Source organism: Paenibacillus sp. 7541, from assembly GCF_002276395.1.
In the GTDB taxonomy this organism is placed as follows: Bacteria; Bacillota; Bacilli; order Paenibacillales; family Paenibacillaceae; genus Paenibacillus_AQ; species Paenibacillus_AQ campinasensis.
The window spans coordinates 14,961-35,157 of record NZ_NQLZ01000021.1 but is presented as its reverse complement, the minus strand read 5'-3'; the positions used below and the strand labels follow the sequence as shown (position 1 = coordinate 35,157).

Sequence of the window (20,197 nt, the reverse complement as noted above, 5' to 3'; positions counted from 1 at the left end):
AGTAAAAAAATAGAAATTATTTCGAACGGCTTTCCGTATTCGCCTTCATCCGCAGCCGATTGATCAAACTTAGGATCGGCCGCTTGGTCTTGCTGACAAGTCCTATCACTTCAGCCCCAATCTGCATGAAGCACATCATAATACAGATAACAACAAACGTTACCCAGTTGGCTTCGTACATGGCGGCTGAAGACTGAATCACAGCCAGCACACCGAAGAACGCAGCAATAACATATATGATCAGCACCGTCTGGCGGTGGCTGAAGCCAAGCTCACGCAGGCAGTGATGCAAATGTCCCTTGTCCGGCGAGAAGATCGGCTTCTTCTGGATCTTTCTTCTAATGATAGCAAAGAAGGTATCCGACAGCGGCACACCGATAATGATCAGCGGAGTAATGAACGATACGATGGCAATCTGCTTGAAGCCAAGCAGTGACAGCATAGCCAGACTGAATCCAAGGAACAGCGAGCCTGTATCACCCATGAAAATTTTAGCCGGATGGAAATTAAAGTACAGGAACCCGATAATGCTGCCCAGCAGTAAGAGGCACAGCAACGCCACCGTTGTATTGCCCATCAAGAAAGCCATGACCAGGATCGTCCCGATGGCAATTCCCGACACCCCGGCAGCCAGACCATCCAGCCCATCAATCAAATTGATGGCGTTGGTCACGCCGACAATCCAGAATATCGTAAGCGGAATCGACACCCAGCTCTCCAGCGAGGAGTAGCGATCCTGAAACGGAATATTAACAAAATCCACCGTAATATTAAAACCAAACACAACGACGCAAGCTGCGGCGATTTGAGCCAGAAACTTGACTTTGGCCGACAGCTCAAAGCGATCATCCAGCGCTCCGATCAACACGATCATCGAACCACCGATCAGAAATGCCTTCATAAAATTGGCATCACGCGCCGAGAGCGTCTCAGGAAAAAACGGAAGCACGGCAATCAGTCCGAGCACAAAAGCCAGATATATGCCAAGCCCGCCAAGCCGGGGCATGATTCTTGTATGCACTTTTCGGGCGTTTGGCACGTCAACAGCCCCAATACGCACCGCAAGCTTCTTGACGAAAGGAGTCAGGAGCAGCGCCAGCAGGAGCGACACAACAAACCCGACGATGTATAGCGTTAACATGTAATCATTCGACCCCCAATATTGTCTACCGGTTGAATTATACTCCCTTCAAGGACGAAATCCAATGCCAATATCCGGCGATTAACCGGACTAAACGTGCAAAATCATACTTAATAGCCTGGTTTTGTCACATTCTCTTTCTCACGGAGCACTTTCAGGGCGAATTTCGGCAGCGCAAGCATTCGCTTATACCGGCTTGGCTCCCTGAGCAGACGATAAAACCATTCCAATCTCAGCTTCTGGAACACCTTCGGCGCCCGCTTCAGCTTGCCGGAAATGATATCGAAGGAACCGCCAACACCCATCATGACCGGAACACCAAGCGCTTCCTTATGCTGAGCGATCCACGGCTCCTGATTGTCCGCACCACGGGCGACAAACAAAATATCCGGCTGGGCAGCCCGAATATCTTCAATGACAGCCACATCCTCGTCCGCTCCAAAAAATCCGTCCCGATAGCCGCAAATCACTGCAGCCGGATACTGCATTTGTAACCGCTTGGCAGCTTCCTGAATCACTTCGGTCGTCGTACCCAGCAGATAAAATCTCCATCTATAGGTTTCCCCTGCCTTGAACAATTCATGTAAAAGATCGAAGCCGGTTACACGCCCGTCGAGCGGATCGCCGCCGACCCCCGCAGCCCAGACAATCCCCGTCCCGTCCGGAACGATCAATTCCGCACTTTTCATCATCTGCTTGTACTCCGGACGATCAAGGGCCGTCATCACCATAATCGGATTTGCCGTAATCACCTGATGCGGCTGTCCCGACTGCACCGCCTCCGTCAAGTATTTCACCGTTTCCTTCATATCCAGTTTGGAAAAAGGGACTCCAAAAACCGATACGGTCGGAATTTGAGTGGTTTCATTCATGTTCATCATCCTCTGTGGCGTAAATATTCAACAATACGGCGTGCAGGCAAAGCCGCCTCCCGCTTCAGCACGGCAATCTGCTCCTCGTGTTCGGCCTTCCAGGATTCAGCATCATCCAGCAGCTTCAACAACCGATCCTTCAATACGGCCGGATCCAGCGAATCACTGCTGCCGGCCGGCTCACTGTCTAATCTGTTCAAAAAGTGATTGATCTTCGGGTCATACGAAATGCCGATCAATGGCACCTTTCGGTTCGCTGCATAGATCAAGCTGTGCAGCCTCATGCCCAGCACCACGTCACAGCTGCCCACCTCGCGCAGCATATCTTGAGCCTGCTTCTCCTCAAGATAGTAGCTGATTCGGGATCCATCGCGCGTAATATCCCCCATCAGCTGCTCAATATACCGCGAAGCCTGCAAATCATCAGGCTGATGAAAAGGCAGAAACCGAAAATGCACTGCACGGTCGGAGCTGATCTCCCGAAGAGCTTCGGCGATCGCTGCCAGCTCGCGTTTCTCCGGGTTCCAGTACCGGACTGATATCCCGACAACAGGCACAGGACTGCGATCTTGAACCTCGCTATCTACAGGCGGCGCCTCGGATACACTGCGCTCGGCAGCTTCAACTGAAGTACCTGGTGCCCCTGTATCTACCCCTGCCCCGATTTCTTCTGGAAGCGGAAGCCCCATGACCGGGTCTGGTACTACCTGTATGCTGGCTTGATCAATCCCGAACGACTGAAGCAGTTCGGCTGACTGCACATCCCGAACCGAGATATACGAACATTTGCGAAACACGGACCGGATCATCGGATGGAACAAGCCCCGGTTCACCGGACCGACGCCCTGGGCATAGATGAAGGTCGGCTTGTTTGCCCATTGGGCCAGCTTCAAGATGCCAAGATAGTAGGGAATCGTTTTCGGACTGGTGGCATCCTGCAGCAGACTGCCCCCGCCACTGATCAATCCGTCGCTTTCCTTAATCGCCCGGCGCACTTCACCCAGCTTCATCCGGTGCACAGACTTCACACCATAGGTCCGCTCCGTCCATTCCGGATCGATGGACAGGACCACGGGCTGCACCTGTATGCCCGCAGCCTGTCCCTCTTGCTCCAGCGCGGTGAGGATCGACTTGAGCACGGCTTCATCCCCGCTGTTCTTGAATCCGTAATATCCGGATATGACTATCGTTTTAATTGTGGAGACCATTGTTTCCATATCCTTTCTGCGACCTGCCATACCCCTACGGCAATCAATCCGATCAGAAGACCCAGCACAAGCCCGAGAACGACCCGGATCGCCGAAATATCCAGCGGCGTATGAATATGCGTAAAGGTTCCGACCATCGACAGCTGCCCCATCACACCGATGATGAGCAAGTACACCCCGTAGCGGTACTTAAACGACAGGAACAACCCAAGCACCATCAGAGGATGAGCCAGCAGGAACTCCTTATTGCGCGGGCGTACCCCGAACGTATTCTCGAGGAAGGAACGGAACGCCATCTCAATGGACGACACCGTGCCAGCATTACCGGTTCTGCTCAAGTAATACATGCCCACAATGCCCACGACACCTGCTCCAATGATCCATACCAGCGTAATCGGCGTTTGGAGCAGTTTACGAATCGCTGCAAAGGTGGAGCCCGCCGAGCTTCCGCGATACAGCACAACATACAAGGCAATCAGTGCGATCGGCGCAGCAGCAAGCAAGCTGACACCACGGAACTGATCCAATACGAGCATGTACGTGACATTGTTCAAAAGTGCGACAACAAGCGGCACTGCAATCAACGTCAGAACGGTTGTTGTAAGCATCAGAACAATGGCATTCGACAATCTTTGGCCTGTCTTCATATTCTGCACTTGTTTGCGGCTATGATCGACCTTGCGGATCGCCAGAATAACAGCCAACGTCGGTGCGCTAATCGCCGTGAAGAGCGCTAACGCCTGCTCCATCAAGGAGGCGTTCAACACATACAAGCCCGCGCTGCCCACCATACCGAACAAGAAGGCCGCTATCGTTAGAAACGGAATGTAGAAGGAAATCATCAGCGCGATCAGCGCAACGGCTCCGACAACAACGACCATTTTGAAATAACGTTGAAGGGAAGAGTCCGTCACCTTAAATGCTTCAGCCGGCCCAATCGTAAAGCCGTTATCCTCTATCTTCTTGATCGCATGTCCCGGTTCGGTCAAGCTCTCGATCAGATTATCCAACGGATGGGTGATCGAAGCTTTCGTCATATCCCGGCTTGGCTCCGCATTGAGATAGAACATCCGGATGTTGCGATCCTTGGACGCAAGGGCAAAACGATCACTGATTACGTCCACATCCAGGTTCGCATCCCGCGCGCTAAGTGAATAAACGCGGGTAACGTTATAATCCGTAAGGTAGGCCAGCTTTGCGAACCCTTTCTGCTGATTCCGGATATTTTCAATAGCAACTAGACCGATATCATACTTATTAAGCAATTCAGCAAAAGCTGTCATACTCTCCTGCTCGGCCTCATCATTAAATCCCTTGACGGCTTCACCATCAAAAAGGATCCGCTTCACCCCGTTTTCAGCAAAATAAGCGATCAGATTTTCCGTGTGCTCTTGATTGTACGGCAGGCTGTCCGTTAAACGAGGCACAATCTGAAAACCACGGTCTCGGAGCATCTCAAAGGCAATAGGATCCGGTGACAACGGTTTGATGATGGCATTCGCCCGAGGGGTCTCAATCACCAACCCTTCACTGCCGTTATACTCCCAGCTGCGGACCGGAATATCGAGCATCATGAACGTCTGTTCAATGATGGGGCGAATCCGGAGTGCCTGATCCTCATTCGTGAAGGTTACATAAGTAAAATTCTCGTTGGGGGAAATTACGTTCCCGGTAAGATCGGCAACCTGCTGTGAATCGTACAGCACCACCCGGCGGGACTTCACAAGCTCGTCCAGCGTGCTCTCAAACAGCGCCATGCTTGTGACACCTGCAGCTTGAAGACGATCCAGTTGTTCACTGATGAAATCTTGCGGATGAGCCTGATACGCAGATATGTCAACCAAATCGCGATAATTAAACACCAATTCTACATTTTTGGATGTTGTTTCTGTCTGCAGTCGGTCATATCCAACCGGCAGGGCAGCTGCCACGCCAAGAACAACCAGAATCCACAGCCACTTCCGGGCTGCCGTGTTCCAGCGTTTCCATTTCTGAACCACTAAAGTACCTCCTCATCGAACCACAGGGACCCCTCGCCTCATCGCTTCCGCAATGTTCAGCAAGGAAGTCCCATCGTTCTCATTCACTGATGATCATTTCATTCCATTAACCGTCGACCCGGGCCATAACCTCGTCCCGCAGCGACTCGATCTTACGCTCGGCATCCTCCAGCGATGCTCCGCGGACGGCAAAGTATACTTTGATCTTCGGCTCCGTGCCGGAAGGTCTGAGGCAGAACCATGATCCGTCCTCCAGCATATATTTCAGCACATTTTCTTTCGGCAGCCCGTCCAGCCCTTGTGAATAATCAAGCACCTTCTCGACCGCAAGCCCAGCCACCTGCTGTGGCGGCTGACTGCGCCAGTCCGCCATTTTGGCCTGAATCTGTGCGAGACCATCCTTACCCTTCAGCGTGCGCGACTCCAGACTTTCAAGGAAAAATCCGAACTGCTCGTACAGCTCCTGCAGCACATCATACAAGGTCTTGCCCTGAGCCTTGTAGTAAGCTGCCGCTTCACAGATCAGCATGGATGCAAGCACTGCATCCTTATCACGGGCGTAGTTGCCAGCCAGGTAGCCGTAGCTCTCCTCATACCCGAACAAGTACGTATAATCGCCGGTCTGCTCGAACTGTGTCATTTTCTCCCCGATATATTTAAATCCGGTTAGCGTATTGAAGATGGTTGCCCCGTAATGCTCGGCAATCGCCGCCCCCATCTCGCTGGTCACAATCGTTTTGATGACGGCGCCGTTATGAGGCAGCTTACCCGTTTCCTTCAACTGACTCAGCAGATAGTGAATCATAATCGCTCCGGATTGATTGCCAGTCAGAACGACGTACTCCCCTTTGCCATTCTTCACGACCGCTCCCATCCGGTCAGCGTCCGGGTCCGTTCCGATCAGAATGTCGGCCTGAATCTCCTCGCCAACCTTCATGGCCAGCGTGAAGGCTTCGCGCTCCTCCGGGTTCGGGGACTTCACAGTCGGAAATCCGCCATCCGGCTGCTCCTGCTCCTTCACCACATGCACATGCTTGAATCCGATCGTCTCCAGCACCTGCCGCACCGGCATATTGCCTGTCCCGTGCAGCGGGGTGAACACGATTGTGAAATCGTCTGCCAGCTTGGAGGCAATCAGCTCCCGATTGACGCTAACGCTGGCCACCGTATCAATAAACGCCCGATCCTCCGCTTCGCCGAGCCATACCAACAGGCCCTGCGCCTCGGCTTCCTCCCTCGACAATCGCCGAATGGCTGCAAAGGAGTCCACCTGCTGGATCAGAGCGATTACCCTCTCCGCCTCATGGGGCACCAGCTGCCCGCCTTCGCTGTTGTACACCTTGTATCCATTGTACTCCGGCGGATTATGGCTTGCCGTAATGACAATGCCTCCGGTCGCCCCCAGATGACGAACGCTGAAGGACAGCTGCGGCGTGGAACGAAGGGAAGGGTACAGCTTCGCTACAATGCCGTTGCCCGCCAATACGAGCGCCGCTTCCAGCGCAAATTCCGGCGAGAAGTGGCGGGAGTCATGCGCGATCACGACAGAAGGCTTGCCATCCGCATCCCCGTGAATTGCTTTAATGTATTCGGCCAAGCCTTGCGTGGCTCGTCCTACCGTATACTTGTTGATTCGATTGCTTCCTGCACCAATGACGCCACGCAGTCCGCCTGTACCAAATTCCAGATCGCGATAAAAGCGGTCCTCTAGCTCTGCCTGATCATTCTCCAATGCGCGAAGCTCGCTCTTGGTCTCCTCATCTACGTAGGGGTCGTTCAGCCAGCGCTGAACCGTTTCCATTGATTTTGGACTTATCATTGTCATGAACAAAGTCTCCTCCTTCGACCAACAAGAGTGATGATGGAATTACTCCTTATCCGCCAGCGCGAACATAATCTCGCCTTCGGCAACCACGCGGCCGTCTACGGTAGCCGTCGCTTTTCCTTTTCCGATCATACCTTTAAGACGAACTATTTCAACTTCCAGGCGAAGCGTGTCTCCAGGAACAACTTGTCCACGGAAACGGAAGCCGTCCACCCCCGCAAGAAAGCCCAGCTTGCCCCGGTTGCTCTCTACGTTCAGAATCGCTACAGCACCGACCTGAGCCAGTGCCTCAACGATCAGCACACCCGGCATAACGGCATACTCAGGAAAATGTCCGACAAAAAAAGGCTCGTTAATCGTTACGTTTTTAATCCCGACGGCGCGTTTGCCATCCTCGATCTCCACAATTTTGTCCACCAGCAAAAATGGAGGGCGATGCGGAATAATCTCTTGAATTTGTTTAATGTTCAACACGGTATTTCCTCCTTCAGGAAGATGCAAAACATCACACCTGGACTTTTGCAAAATCCACCTTATGTACTTACCCGCCAGCGAGGGCGTTTGAAAAAAATATCGTTTCCTGCCTGATCCGAATAGGTTGTCAAAAGCAGCTCACAGGAACGTCTCGGGCTATCAAAAATCTCGAATTTCGACAGAATAAAAGAGCCTTGCATAAATTCACAGGTTTACGGAAAAAATGAGTAATATCCTTCATGACTGCAGACGTGAAGGTTAAGATAAGGGGCTTTCTCCTTCGACATTATTGTTCATGGGGAAGGCCCTTTTACCGCGCACTCATCCTCACCCGAAAGAATGCTAAGTCCCATCCCATTATACCGTTTAACCGAAAAAAAAGAAAACTCCCTTAAAGGGGAGTTTCTGTAAATTGCCATAAGGTTACCATATGCGGCGTGTCCACTGGAATCCATCCGGGGATCCGGACAGGCTCCACATCTCTTCACCTCCGTTACGGCGCGAAGATCAGATCATACACATGCCGCCACGTGCTCCATTCAAAAACCTCGCTGAGCTCCTGCTTGCCTAAAACAACATAGCCGAAGGTCATCCCTCCGAACAAGGCCAGCACCATCAGCACCGGCACCATAATCCGAAGCGTGATTTTCCACCCGGATGTTCTCGGGCGGTTATTCTCCTTCGATTCACTCATGGGAAGCCCACCTACCCTCGCATTGTGTTGGCAAGGTTCATCATCGTATCGCTGGACGATAGCGCGCGTGCGGTCAGTTGATATGCCCGCTGCACTTCCATCATGCGGGTCATCTCATCCGCCATATTGACGTTGGACTGTTCAAGAAACCCGGAAGACACCGTGGAACGGCGCATGCCATCCGCAGGCGGTGCCAGATCGAACACATCCCCTTCCGCCAGGCCATTGCCGATCATATACAGATTGTCCTCCATCGGCACCAGACCATCCTGCCGCTGCAGCTCGACCAAGCGAAGCTGGCCAGCCTCCGTCCGGCCGGCAGCCGTTTCAACAAGGATCCGTCCCTCTTCATCCACCGCTACCTTGCCGTTATCCGGAATGGAGATTGTAGCATTGTTGGTGTTCAGCACCGGATTGCCCTTGGCATCCACAAGCAGCAGATTGCCATCGGCGGTTGGATCAGGCACCAGGTTAAAGCTGCCATCACGGGTATAACGCAGTTCGCCTCCGCTTCGCACGACAAACATCGCGTTGCCCTGGATCGCCAGATCGAGCGGATAGCCCGTCTCCAGAAGCTGGCCTTGCTCCATGCTCTGGGTGATTGAAGACAGCTTCATGCCATACCCGAGCGTGAAGCCCGGCGGCGTCGCCCGGCCCGGTCTGCTGAAATCCTGATGATGCCGCTGAACCTGGGTCAGAACATCCTCGAAGGACGCTTCCTTCTTCTTATAGCCGACTGTATTCTGATTGGCCAAATTGTCCGCGATCACATCCAGACGCTGCTGGAGGGTGTTCAGGGAGACCATGGCACTGATCATGGAGTTGTTCATCACTAACCTCCTGTTAGCTTACTTCAATGAAAGCTGCAATTATGCAGCTCCGCTATATTTCAAACGAGATGATCAGACTCTGCCGATTTCGTTGACCGCTTTCTCAAGTGACTTATCATAAAATTGAACCACCTTCTGGTTCGTTTCATAAGCACGCAAAGCGGCCATCAAATCTACCATCGCTTGTGCCGGATCCACATTCGAAGCCTCAATATACCCTTGGCGGATCACCGCATTGTCCTCGGCGGCGAGCCAGCGAACTTCGCTGCCATTCTGGTCTCTCAAGCGGAATACGCCTTCACCCTCCCGGATTAGCTGATGCGGCTGCTGCACAACGCTGATTCCGATCGTTGCATCCACATTTCCGTCCGCGTCCACGATTTGTCCTTGTTCATTCACTTTAAGGTTCGAGACCGGGCCTGTCAACACAATCGGGTTGTTATTGTTATCCAGCACCTGATAACCGCCGGAGGTGATCAGATTTCCTTCCGGACTGACGCGGAAGCTGCCATCTCTTGTGTATAAAACATCACCGTTTGCGTTCTGTACCGTGAAAAATCCTTCCGGACGGTAGACCACATCGCCATTCTCATTCACGTATTTGCCCGAAGCGTCAAAAGGATAATTCTCGCCGGTTGCCGGATTCAACAATTCGAGGCTGGTGACCAGCGCGAGATCCGTGGTCTTCCCGGTCTCCCGAAGCGCTCCTTGAAGATGCATCGAGATGCTCTCTTCGGCAAAAACGCCGGTGCTCATTCTTCCCACCTGACGGTTCGGATTCTGAGCGTTCCCCCCGATCATGGAGATCAGCATCTCCGGAAAGGTGCGCTGAACGCTGTTCACCTGCTTATATCCGTTCGTATTGATGTTGGCGATATTTTGGGTTACCGTATCGTGCCTGCGCTCCTGGGCGATCATCCCGGAAGCTGCATTATACAATCCTCTTATCATGGAGGCACTCCCTTCCAAATTCAAGGTCCATATCAACGATGCATATTGATGAATGATTACTTTATATATCGGAAGGTTAGAAGTTTTTCTTAACGACCTTGTCCAAATTATCAAGCATAATTCCCGTACCCTTTACCACACAGTGCATCGGATCCTCTGCAATGAGGACCGGTACCCGCAGCTCATCGGTCAAGAGCTCGTCCAGGCCGTGAAGCATCGCGCCTCCGCCTGTCAGAATGACACCGCGGTCAATAATATCCGCCGACAGCTCCGGCGGCGTGCGTTCCAGCACCGACTTGGCTGCTTGTACAATGGAGGACACCGGGTCCCACAGCGCTTCCTGCACCTCTGACGAGGAAACCGTCACCGTCAGCGGCAGGCCCGAAACCATGTCCCGGCCCCGGATATCCATCTCCGCCTGGCGCCCGCCCGGGCGAACCGTGCCGATCACAATTTTCAGATCCTCTGCTGTCCGTTCCCCGATCAACAATTTATATTTATGCTTGATGTACTTCGTGATCGCTTCGTCGAACTTGTCCCCTGCGATTTTAATCGAAGAGGCGGTGACGACATCGCCCATGGACAGGACGGCTACGTCTGTCGTGCCGCCCCCGATATCCACGACCATGTTACCGCTTGGCTGATAAATGTCCATGCCTGCTCCGATTGCTGCCGCCTTCGGCTCCTCTTCGAGGAAAACATCCCGGGCACCGCTGCGCTCAGCTGCCTCCCGAATCGACTTCTGCTCCACCGAGGTAATGTTCGTCGGTGCGCAGATCAGAATGCGGGGCCGGCTGTACCAGCTGCGTCCGCCTACGCGATCAATAAAGTACTTCAGCATGGCTTCTGTAATTTCGAAATCGGCGATGACCCCGTCCCTCAGCGGGCGGATCGCCGTAATGTTGCCAGGAGTTCGCCCGACCATACGCCGCGCCTCTTCTCCTACGGCAAGGACTCGTTTGGTGTCGGCCTCAATAGTGACTACGGAAGGTTCGTCAAGCACTACCCCCTTCCCTTTTACGTGAATAAGCACGTTTGCTGTCCCGAGATCGATTCCAATATCCTTGCTCAACATCATGAAAAGCCCCCAAAGTAATTATTTTATGGTAAAGAGTCTGTGTACACTGCGCCGGTTTCCGATTCTCGACAAAATCCTGCATTTCATGATGATCTTCGGCAAATCAGGTCCCATAATTCGATCCTATACCAGCTTTTAACATATCATACTTTAGGGGAGGGATTCAACGACAATCTAGCGACCTGAGCCCTAAAAAACTCAGGATTTTGCCGTAGCTACCGGCTCACGGTTGCTGCCGGTTTTTTTGTACTTGATCTTGGTCGCTTCTCCGCCTCGCAAATGACGGATGGACTTGTGGTACTCGAGAATGTGCTTTACCTGATCCGCCAGGTCCGGGTTAATCTCCGGCAGACGTTCGGTTAGATCCTTATGCACCGTGCTCTTCGACACGCCAAACTCTTTGGCAATTGTTCGAACCGTATGCCTCGTTTCCACGATACAGCGTCCGATCTTAATGGTCCGCTCTTTGATGTAATCGTGCACGCTCCCGCCTCCCTACTGTGTGGATAGTTTGGTACATTATATGAGGGGCATGACGGGATATTCGCGGTTTCACGGGCTGACAAGCTTGCCCGGGCCCATTTATTTTCCGGACATGCCGGGTCAGGGCTTGGACCACAACGCGAAAAACCAAGGCGGGGGAAGGGTTTTCAGCTTCGTCTGCAAATGAGCAAAGAAAAAAGGCAGGAACCAAATGTTCCTGCCTGAATCATGTGCGCGGTGGGCGCATTTCGTTATGGATGCAAGGACAAGCTTAGCGCTGCGGAAGCAGCTTCGAAGGGTTCACCAGGTTCCCGTTCTCATACACTTCAAAGTGTACGTGGTTGCCCAGGTCCTTCTCATACTCGCTGCGGCCAGCCATGGCGATCGCGTCGCCCTGCTTCACCTCAGCGCCTTGTTCAACCTTTACATCCGTCAAGCTTTGGTATACGGTCTTGAGCTCGCCCGGGTGGGTAATCTCAACCACGTAACCGTTGATTGGATGGTTCTCCACATGCGTTACTTTTCCGCTGAGCGCAGCTCTGACTTCGAAGGACTGATCGTCTTCCGTTCCCAGGTCAATGCCGAGGTTCGGACTGAACGTATCGTTGTATTGAACCATCGCTGCTTGATGCGTCTCCGGATCGCTTTCGTCAAAGAAAGGCTTCACGACGTTAACCGCTGCATCATCGGCTACCGGCCAGATCATATCCTCGGCATTGGCAACCACTTCAACAGCTTCGTTATTCTGACCTTCGGCTGCTGGATCAAGCTCTGAACCTGTGGCCGTGCTGGAAACCTCCGACGCGTTCTCTAGCGGCTTCAACTCTTTCTGGCTGGCGTCCTGGTAGACCCACACGAGGGTTAGTATAATTGCCGCTGCCGCTAAGTATGCTGCCGGGAACACCCACCGTTTGGACAACACTTTCTTCCATGAAGCCGGCGCTTGCGCCTGATCTCCCTGATTGGTTTTAGGAGCTTCTTCATGGGGTTTGGTATTTTTGTTCTGTTCATTCATTGGCTATCACCTCAGTAACCATTGTTACCGGGGCCAACTCTTTTATACGTATTTGACTATTATTTTTTTGAAGACAGAAGATTTGAAGTTTTATCAAAAGAAATGCCCGTATAGTAGTGGGCCAATATCTCTTCGGCGGTACGCCCTTCCCGTGCCATTCCTTCGGCCCCATACTGGCTCATGCCTACGCCATGGCCATATCCGTAAGTGGTAATGACGACGTTCCCGTCCTCCACCTTCCAGCTGAACTGGCTGGAGCGCAGCCCGAGTCTCTCTCTTACTTCCCTGCCCGTGAATGTCTTCCCTCCGATTCTCACGTTCTCAATCCGTTTGCCTTGCGTATAAGATAGGATCTTGATGAAAGAAGAGGCTCCCTCTCCTCCTGCAGCGACGGGAACGGCTCCCTCGGACAGCCCGAGTTTCGATAGAAACTCCGACCGGGGGATCGTCACCGTATCCTCATATTTAGGAGAGATCTCTCGGTCCCAGGGACTCGCTACGCTCCGCAGGTAAGGAATCTCGTTCTTCCAATAATCCTCTGAATTTTCAGTATAGCCGTTACTGGTCGAGAAAAAAGAAGCCGTGATCGGCTTTCCCTCATACGTCATGACCACGCCTTCGGTTTCTTTAACGGCCCGGGCGAGCTTGGCAAGCTCGGCTTCCTTGCCGGCGCCGGCCCATTCCTTGGTCAGGCGCTCGCTGGAGATGTAGGCCTGGTGACTGACCGTATCGGTCACCAGCGCCCGCTCGTCCGGCACGCCGCTGCGGTCGCCGGACGCGAGCCGCTGCACGATGTAAGTCCGTGCAGCGATGGCCTGCGCCTTGAGTGCCTCCAGCTGGAACTCGGCCGGCATCTCGGCGGCGAGCACGCCGACCAGGTACGTTTCCAGCGGGAGCTCCTCCACGGTGTCCGTCGCACTTAGGTAGACGGACACCACCGGTTCGTCCGCGCCGCTAGGCTCCGCGGACGGCAGCGGGGCCGGGCCCGGCGGGAGCGGCGCCTGCTTGTGGTTGCCGGGGTCAACCACAAGCAGCGGCAGCGCGAGCGCCAGGGCCAGCAGCACGGCCACCGCCCACAGGGCCGGGTGCACCCGCACCCGCCGCCCCGGGCGGGCGGCCGTGCCGCGCCGCGCAGCGAAGCCGCGGCGCCCGGCGCGCGAGGGCCGCGCACGGAACGTGCGGCCCTCGCGCGGGACGCGGCCAGCCGCCGCCGGCTGCGCCAGGCGCGGCGGCTCGGCCGCGAGGGGCGGGCCCGGCTGTGCCGCTGGCCCGCCGCCTGGGGCGGCATCCGCAGGAGCCGCCCCGGCCCGGCTCCCGGGCGGCGGTGCGGCCGCCCGGGAGGCAGCGCCGGACATGCCGGAGGCGTCCGGCGTCCCCGCGGCGTCACGCGGCTGCGCCCGCGTGACTGCCGGCCCTCGCTCGCCTGCATGCTGATCGGCAGCCGGGTGCCCCGGCTGTGCAGCCTGCTCGCTCGGGAACCGCCACGTGAGCACATTTGCTCCCTGATCCTTCGACGTCTCCACGCGGCGGGCCTCAAGCTTCCTATCATCCGGTCCCACTCGCTGCGCTTCCTCCTGATGCAAGGCTACATGAATCCGATACTTCGAATCTTTCATCTGTCTTCCCTCCTGTGCAATTGCTGCATCCTGCCGTGACGGCTCGTTCTACTTATAATTATGGGGCCCGGCCATTTGATAGAACCTGTTTAAGAGAAAAGTAGATGACCTTAAGTAGATGACTTGAAATAGATACCTATATCCTCAGTTTGGGAACGCTCCTCGATATATATTCCATAAACAATGTGCGAGGGATGGGTTGTAGAAGGGATGCGGCGATGGAGTAACCCGGGTAAGGCGCCCCGGAGCGAAATGCGGCTGGTCGAACGGGTGCGGCAGAAGGGAGCCATTCGAGCAATTAGGGGATAAAGACAACAGCACTTCATCGTTGACCAATCGAAAAGAAGGCTCGGCATACGCCGGCATCAATGCCGCATATGCATCGAGAAGGCCAAAGGAACCTTCCTGGATGTAACAACTACAATAAAATCCCCATTCACTCTGCTCAGGCAGCATGATCGGGGCCTACGCGCTTCACCACGATGACTTTGTACGATTTATCGTATAAGGTCTATACGGAATCCCAGGATGACAAGCAACTTATACGATCCATCATACAAATATGCTCGTCACCCCATCCAACCCTCCGATTTTGTGCGCCAAATCTACAAACCCAGCCATTTCATCGAGTATAAGTGAGTTTTGTGCGACATATCATACAAATCACCCCAGGTTATTGGGAGACAACGGCCCCCCATGGTACTTCACCCTCAGCTTATAATGTCTGTCCTTCATCTGTACTGCACAAATCATATATGTACAAAAAAAGCCCTGCCGCAAACGGCAGAGCTTCTCTCACTTCAGTAATAAATAAAATAACGAACCGGATTTATACCCAGGTTGGCTGTACTTTCAAGACCGGTGTGTCCTTCGCTTCGACAGGAGTCGACGGCGACACTGGCTTCGGTGCTTCATCCGCCGAAATCCGCCAAATATCGGCACCAAGCCCCGACAGCTTCTCAGCCAGGTCCACGTAACCCCGGTCAATATGATGCACACCGCTAACTTCCGTTGTACCTTCAGCTACGAGACCAGCCAGAATAAGCGCCGCACCGGCGCGCAAGTCTGTCGCGCACACCTTCGCGCCCTGCAGCTTGCTTCCGCCCGTCACGATCGCAGATCGGCCTTCTACCTTGATCTCCGCATTCATCAGCTGGAATTCATCCACATGCATGAACCGGTTCTCAAACACCGTTTCCGTCACGACACTTGTACCTTCGGATACAAGCAGCAGCGCCATCATCTGAGACTGCATATCCGTAGGGAATCCTGGATAAGGGAGTGTCTTCACATCCACGGACTTGAGCGGCTTGTCGGCAATGACGCGAATTCCGTTCTCATCCGGCAGGACAGTGACTCCCATCTCCTCCATTTTGGAAATGACAGGTCCCAGATGATCGGCAATAGCGCCTTCGACATAGACGTCTCCGCCCGTAATGGCCGCAGCGACCATGAAGGTGCCTGCTTCAATCCGGTCAGGAATGACGTTATGCTGAACACCGTGCAGCTGCTCAACCCCTTCGATTCGGATGACCCCGGTACCGGCGCCGCGAACTTTGGCTCCCATCGCATTGAGATAATTGGCCAAATCGACAATTTCCGGCTCTTTCGCCGCATTTTCGATCGTGGTTACCCCTTCAGCCAATGTGGCTGCCATCATAATATTTTCAGTGGCTCCTACGCTGGCAACATCCAAGTAGATCTTCGCCCCGCGCAGTCTGCCATTACTCTTCGCCTCTATATATCCCTGGCCCAGACTGATGTCAGCACCGAGTGCCTCAAACCCCTTCAAATGCTGATCAATCGGTCTTGTACCAATTGCGCATCCGCCCGGAAGGGAAATTCGTGTTTGGCCACAACGCGCCAGCAAAGGCCCCATAACCAGAAAAGATGCCCGCATCTTGCGCACCCATTCGTAAGGCGCCTCACAGGATGTTATGTGCTCTGCATTAACACGTATCACTTCGCCCTCGTATGTAATGCCCGCACCGAGTGACTCTAACACTTTGCTGATTGTAATTACATCGTCAAGAGGAGGTGCGTCCATAATAACACTTTCCCCTACTTCCCCTAAGAGAGAGGCAGCGATGATCGGAAGAACAGAATTTTTTGCTCCGCTGACTTTGACGCTTCCGGTCAGTCTTTTGCCACCGCGGACGATAAATTTGCTCATCATGGTTCCCTCCGCGTCCATATTTTTCCTTTTATTCAATAAGTTGAGTAGTTCATTGCTAAATCACTAAGCTTCATCATATCACCGATGAATTAAGCTGTACAAGCGTTTTTTGAACTATTTACGATTCATGGAACCATGCGCCCGTGAAACGCCTGTTATTCGCAGTTTAGGTTGTGAGCGGATGCCATTCATTTCCACGGCTGCCCCCTAAAGCCCAACTGTTCCGGGTGAACGCCATAGTCCCGAAGTCACACGGTTTCGTTCCCCAGACCTTATCCTTGTTTTCAGTGTTAACATAATAAAATACGTTTATTCGACATCTTCTCTTAGCAGCCTAACAGAGATATAACCATTTGCTTGCCAATTCAAACATGACGATAATCGTCCTTATTCACACGAAACAGCAGCGTCATGATGCTCGCTCCGGATCACCTTTTAGCCTCACGGTTCCATGCCATTTATGATCAGGCTCACGGCCCACATAAGTATGTCGAGTATTTAATGCGGTAAACCCGCTAAAATATATATCGGATCATTTGGCTCCAAGTAATATAGTCAATCAGGAATTGGGCGACAAAACGCCCAAGTACCACGGCCAGCAGCACATGAAGCAGCTTGCCTTGCGGACCTTTGGGATTTCGAACGACCAAATCCAGCTTTACTTGCTGCAGAGCCCACCATGCCAGCGCTATACAGACCAATGATACAATAATGGATATCAGTCCATTCACACCCACAGTGTTCATAACCGAATTTCCAAGGATATCCTCGCGCATACTCCTCCCTCCATCTCGTACAGTTTCAGCCCTTAAGGGCCCGACTCTTCTATAATACTTGGCAAGTCGCCAAGAATCCAGACCTTTCTACACTCCATTTCCTCGGAAATAATTAAATTCCCTTAATAATTCAAGAAACTTGTCATAAAATACAATATGTATCATCTGGGCTTTTGGTTCAAACGTTTTTTTATACTACGCTCGCTAGCCCCCTTATGTCGTTGACGGGCGCTTCCCTACAGCAAAGCACTGCGCGCTCGATGGGGTCTGTCAGCTCCCTTTGCAGCTCTCGCCTTTTTCAGCTCTGCTTTTATTATGTTTATCCGGTATTCATTCTCTGCTGCTAACAAAAAGCCGACCCTACAGGGCCGGCTTTCCGTTATGCTTCTTCTCCATTACAATTGTGCAGACACCACCTGAATGGTGCCAAAAGCAGGCACAGCGCCGGTCAACAGCGCAGCCACCAGAAGCCGAGGCACAACCAGGGTGAGACTGTTGTTGCCTGGAATGACATAGGTTTGAACAGGCGCGTTGACACTGGTGATCACGAGCGCAACATCAAATTCAGACAAGTTGTTCACCGTTACAGCCGCATCCGCGCCTCCATTCAGATTTTCATAGTATGACTTGCCAACATTAGGGGCCAGCGAGAACACTTGCAGTGGAAGAAGTACAGCCATCTGTGATTCCTCCCTTCCTCTTAGATAGAATATTCTATGCTATGACTCTAGTAAGTGGAATGGTAGATATCATAGGAGATTCGCACATTTAAGAGAATAAGAGATTGATATCTTTGATTCCCCACTTAGGTTCCCTTCTTAGACCTCAAACTTCTATTATATATAGCAAAACCATATGTACTTGACGACTCATCTTGCAGGAGTAATCCGTGGGTTGAGGGCTGATCGCAGTGCTGCGATGAGGTCGATGAGGTCCGGATACAGAGGAACGGTTCGATCATTAAGGCATTGTTTCCGCAGGAAATGCTTCCTGATGGAAATCTAGCACGGAACTTAAACATAGAGTATCCTCCTCCCCACAAAAAAAGACAGCAGTCCGCTTTCGCAGAAACTGCTGCCTTGGTGATGTTAGTGCTTGGTGTTGCCGGAAATTTTGATCCGGTTCATCGCTCTTTGCAGAGCCAGCTCTGCACGGCGATGGTCGATTTCGTCCTGTCTGCCTTTGGCATTCAGACGGGTCTGTGCTCTCTCCTTCGCGGCTTCCGCGCGCTCCAGATCGATTTCGTCAGCCTTCTCGGCGCTTTCGGCAAGAATAACAACCTTCTCCTTGCGCACCTCGATAAATCCGCCCTGAACGGCAAACGGCTGTCTGTTATTCCCGATCTTGACATAAACGGGTGCTATCTGAAGCGGTGTAACAAACGGGATGTGGCCAGGCAAAATACCCAGTTCCCCTTCCACACCGCGAACCGTAACCCCATTAACCTGTTCCGAGTACACAACACGGTCCGGCGTTACGATTTCCAACAAAAAGGTGCTCACTTCCATCCCTCCTAACCGTTATCCGCGAAAAACTCGCGTACAGGCCTAATCAAGCCGCACGGGTACGGTCAACCGAACACAATAGTGTCAGATTACAATGTTTTTGCTTTTTCAACTGCCTCTTCGATCGTACCTACGAACAGGAAGGCTGCTTCAGGAAGATGGTCATACTTTCCTTCCAGGATTTCCTTGAAGCTGCGTACCGTTTCTTTAACCGGCACGTATTTACCAGGAATACCGTTAAACGCTTCGGCAACGTGGAATGGCTGGGACAGGAAGCGTTGTACACGACGTGCGCGAGCAACGATCGCTTTGTCTTCCTCACTCAGCTCGTCCATACCGAGGATCGCAATGATATCCTGAAGCTCATTATAACGGGCGAGAATCTGTTTCACGCCTTGAGCAACGTTGTAATGCTCTTCGCCTACCACTTCCGGTGTCAGGATACGGGATGAAGATGCCAGCGGGTCAACGGCAGGGTAAATCCCCATCTCGGAAATTTTACGCTCCAGGTTTGTTGTCGCATCCAAGTGAGCGAACGTTGTTGCAGGAGCCGGATCCGTATAGTCATCCGCAGGTACGTAAATCGCCTGAATGGATGTAACCGATCCTTTTTTAGTGGAAGTAATCCGCTCTTGCAGACGACCCATCTCACTAGCCAGCGTTGGCTGGTAACCTACCGCGGAAGGCATACGTCCGAGAAGTGCGGACACTTCGGAGCCTGCTTGTGTGAAACGGAAGATGTTGTCGATAAACAGAAGCACGTCCTTGCCTTCTTGATCGCGGAAATATTCCGCCATCGTCAAGCCGGTCAATGCTACGCGAAGACGCGCGCCCGGAGGCTCGTTCATCTGTCCGAACACCATCGCGGTTTTGCTGATAACGCCGGAATCGCTCATCTCATGGTACAAGTCGTTTCCTTCACGAGTACGCTCGCCTACGCCCGCAAATACGGAAATACCGCCATGCTCCTGTGCGATATTGTTAATCAGTTCCTGAATTGTTACGGTTTTACCTACACCGGCACCACCGAACAGACCGATTTTACCACCCTTTTGGTACGGAGCCAGCAGGTCGATAACCTTGATACCTGTTTCAAGCATTTCTGCTTGCGTAGAAAGCTCATCATAAGCAGGAGCTTCACGGTGGATCGGTTCGTTGATCTCAGCTACAACATCCCCTGCATTATCGATAGGCTCGCCAAGCACGTTAAATACACGGCCCAGCGTTGGAGCGCCAACCGGCACCGTAATCGGAGCGCCAAGGTCAACAGCTTCCATGCCGCGAACGAGACCGTCCGTCGAAGACATCGCGATACAACGAACCAGATTGTCTCCCAGGTGGTTGGCTACTTCAAGAGTCAGGTTTATGGGGCGATCGCCTTCCGAGCTTACTTTGATGGCGTTAAAAATCTCGGGAAGATGACCGCGTTCAAATTCAATGTCAACAACAGCGCCTGTAATGCTGACAACGCGTCCTTTTTTCATGTTAACGTATTCCCTCCTACACGCTCACCTCTCTAGGCGGCGAACGATCTTCTTAGCGCGGCCATAACC

General features: G+C 52.9%; 18 protein-coding genes. All 18 read right to left on the bottom strand.

Translation table 11 applies throughout. The features are described 5' to 3' along the window. Positions 1 to 16: 16 nt before the first annotated feature. The 18 genes from CHH75_RS13065 to atpD all read right to left on the bottom strand — a co-directional run bounded on the left by CHH75_RS13065 (position 17) and on the right by atpD (position 20,128). Entirely contained in the window at positions 17 to 1,141 is a 1,125-nt protein-coding gene (locus CHH75_RS13065) for a glycosyltransferase family 4 protein (protein ID WP_095264919.1), read from the bottom strand. A gap of 110 nt (positions 1,142 to 1,251) precedes the next feature. Further along, positions 1,252 to 2,019 (bottom strand): WecB/TagA/CpsF family glycosyltransferase, encoded by a 768-nt coding sequence (locus tag CHH75_RS13060; protein ID WP_095398371.1) that lies wholly within the window; start codon positions 2,017 to 2,019, stop codon positions 1,252 to 1,254. Then, the gene (csaB, locus tag CHH75_RS13055; protein WP_095398370.1) at positions 2,019 to 3,221 is read right to left on the bottom strand and encodes a polysaccharide pyruvyl transferase CsaB; all 1,203 of its coding nucleotides are present in this window, start codon (positions 3,219 to 3,221) and stop codon (positions 2,019 to 2,021) included. Before csaB ends, CHH75_RS13060 begins: the two co-directional genes overlap by 1 nt. After that, entirely contained in the window at positions 3,197 to 5,221 is a 2,025-nt protein-coding gene (locus tag CHH75_RS13050; protein WP_095398369.1) for a DUF5693 family protein, read from the bottom strand. Before CHH75_RS13050 ends, csaB begins: the two co-directional genes overlap by 25 nt. Before the next feature lie 106 nt (positions 5,222 to 5,327). Continuing rightward, positions 5,328 to 7,046, bottom strand: a complete 1,719-nt coding sequence (locus tag CHH75_RS13045; protein ID WP_095398368.1) for a phospho-sugar mutase — start codon at positions 7,044 to 7,046, stop codon at positions 5,328 to 5,330. Positions 7,047 to 7,088: 42 nt separating this feature from the next. Next, positions 7,089 to 7,520, bottom strand: coding sequence for a 3-hydroxyacyl-ACP dehydratase FabZ (fabZ, locus tag CHH75_RS13040; protein ID WP_095264924.1), 432 nt, complete (start codon positions 7,518 to 7,520; stop codon positions 7,089 to 7,091). Between the two features lie 493 nt (positions 7,521 to 8,013). Then, positions 8,014 to 8,214, bottom strand: coding sequence for a DNA-directed RNA polymerase subunit beta (locus CHH75_RS13035; protein WP_095264925.1), 201 nt, complete (start codon positions 8,212 to 8,214; stop codon positions 8,014 to 8,016). An 11-nt stretch (positions 8,215 to 8,225) separates the two neighbouring features. Continuing rightward, positions 8,226 to 9,044: a flagellar hook-basal body protein gene (locus CHH75_RS13030; RefSeq protein WP_095264926.1), complete on the bottom strand. Its 819-nt coding sequence runs from the start codon at positions 9,042 to 9,044 to the stop codon at positions 8,226 to 8,228. Between the two features lie 72 nt (positions 9,045 to 9,116). Further along, positions 9,117 to 9,995, bottom strand: a complete 879-nt coding sequence (locus CHH75_RS13025) for a flagellar hook-basal body protein (RefSeq protein WP_095264927.1) — start codon at positions 9,993 to 9,995, stop codon at positions 9,117 to 9,119. Between the two features lie 76 nt (positions 9,996 to 10,071). Then, positions 10,072 to 11,070, bottom strand: a complete 999-nt coding sequence (gene mreB, locus CHH75_RS13020) for a rod shape-determining protein (RefSeq protein ID WP_176475564.1) — start codon at positions 11,068 to 11,070, stop codon at positions 10,072 to 10,074. A 201-nt stretch (positions 11,071 to 11,271) separates the two neighbouring features. Beyond that, positions 11,272 to 11,556: a sporulation transcriptional regulator SpoIIID gene (gene spoIIID / locus CHH75_RS13015; RefSeq protein ID WP_009594246.1), complete on the bottom strand. Its 285-nt coding sequence runs from the start codon at positions 11,554 to 11,556 to the stop codon at positions 11,272 to 11,274. 271 nt (positions 11,557 to 11,827) lie between these two features. Next, on the bottom strand, positions 11,828 to 12,571 hold the full coding sequence (locus tag CHH75_RS13010; RefSeq protein WP_095264929.1) for a M23 family metallopeptidase: 744 nt from the start codon (positions 12,569 to 12,571) through the stop codon (positions 11,828 to 11,830). Positions 12,572 to 12,630: 59 nt separating this feature from the next. Next, positions 12,631 to 13,668: a stage II sporulation protein D gene (spoIID, locus tag CHH75_RS13005; protein WP_244908138.1), complete on the bottom strand. Its 1,038-nt coding sequence runs from the start codon at positions 13,666 to 13,668 to the stop codon at positions 12,631 to 12,633. Between the two features lie 1,348 nt (positions 13,669 to 15,016). Continuing rightward, positions 15,017 to 16,360 (bottom strand): UDP-N-acetylglucosamine 1-carboxyvinyltransferase, encoded by a 1,344-nt coding sequence (gene murA / locus CHH75_RS13000; protein WP_176475563.1) that lies wholly within the window; start codon positions 16,358 to 16,360, stop codon positions 15,017 to 15,019. A gap of 518 nt (positions 16,361 to 16,878) precedes the next feature. Further along, on the bottom strand, positions 16,879 to 17,139 hold the full coding sequence (locus CHH75_RS12995; RefSeq protein ID WP_176475558.1) for a DUF1146 family protein: 261 nt from the start codon (positions 17,137 to 17,139) through the stop codon (positions 16,879 to 16,881). Between the two features lie 395 nt (positions 17,140 to 17,534). Continuing rightward, positions 17,535 to 17,819: a hypothetical protein gene (locus tag CHH75_RS12990; protein ID WP_095264930.1), complete on the bottom strand. Its 285-nt coding sequence runs from the start codon at positions 17,817 to 17,819 to the stop codon at positions 17,535 to 17,537. A 408-nt stretch (positions 17,820 to 18,227) separates the two neighbouring features. Next, complete coding sequence (locus CHH75_RS12985; protein WP_095264931.1) at positions 18,228 to 18,641, bottom strand: F0F1 ATP synthase subunit epsilon; 414 nt, start codon at positions 18,639 to 18,641, stop codon at positions 18,228 to 18,230. A gap of 92 nt (positions 18,642 to 18,733) precedes the next feature. Beyond that, the gene (atpD, locus tag CHH75_RS12980; protein WP_095264932.1) at positions 18,734 to 20,128 is read right to left on the bottom strand and encodes a F0F1 ATP synthase subunit beta; all 1,395 of its coding nucleotides are present in this window, start codon (positions 20,126 to 20,128) and stop codon (positions 18,734 to 18,736) included. Positions 20,129 to 20,197: the final 69 nt, after the last annotated feature.

What these genes read in the sequence shown, in the direction of transcription:
- CHH75_RS12990 (WP_095264930.1), bottom strand. Translation starts at nt 17,819, where the DNA reads ATGGCTGTACTTCTTCCACTGCAAGTGTTCTCGCTGGCCCCTAATGTT.
- CHH75_RS13065 (WP_095264919.1), bottom strand. Translation starts at nt 1,141, where the DNA reads ATGTTAACGCTATACATCGTCGGGTTTGTTGTGTCGCTCCTGCTGGCG.
- CHH75_RS13010 (WP_095264929.1), bottom strand. Translation starts at nt 12,571, where the DNA reads ATGAATGAACAGAACAAAAATACCAAACCCCATGAAGAAGCTCCTAAA.
- csaB (WP_095398370.1), bottom strand. Translation starts at nt 3,221, where the DNA reads ATGGTCTCCACAATTAAAACGATAGTCATATCCGGATATTACGGATTC.
- CHH75_RS13035 (WP_095264925.1), bottom strand. Translation starts at nt 8,214, where the DNA reads ATGAGTGAATCGAAGGAGAATAACCGCCCGAGAACATCCGGGTGGAAA.
- CHH75_RS13045 (WP_095398368.1), bottom strand. Translation starts at nt 7,046, where the DNA reads ATGACAATGATAAGTCCAAAATCAATGGAAACGGTTCAGCGCTGGCTG.
- CHH75_RS12995 (WP_176475558.1), bottom strand. Translation starts at nt 17,139, where the DNA reads ATGCGCGAGGATATCCTTGGAAATTCGGTTATGAACACTGTGGGTGTG.
- murA (WP_176475563.1), bottom strand. Translation starts at nt 16,360, where the DNA reads ATGAGCAAATTTATCGTCCGCGGTGGCAAAAGACTGACCGGAAGCGTC.
- CHH75_RS13030 (WP_095264926.1), bottom strand. Translation starts at nt 9,044, where the DNA reads ATGAACAACTCCATGATCAGTGCCATGGTCTCCCTGAACACCCTCCAG.
- mreB (WP_176475564.1), bottom strand. Translation starts at nt 11,070, where the DNA reads ATGTTGAGCAAGGATATTGGAATCGATCTCGGGACAGCAAACGTGCTT.
- CHH75_RS13060 (WP_095398371.1), bottom strand. Translation starts at nt 2,019, where the DNA reads ATGAACATGAATGAAACCACTCAAATTCCGACCGTATCGGTTTTTGGA.
- atpD (WP_095264932.1), bottom strand. Translation starts at nt 20,128, where the DNA reads ATGAAAAAAGGACGCGTTGTCAGCATTACAGGCGCTGTTGTTGACATT.
- CHH75_RS13025 (WP_095264927.1), bottom strand. Translation starts at nt 9,995, where the DNA reads ATGATAAGAGGATTGTATAATGCAGCTTCCGGGATGATCGCCCAGGAG.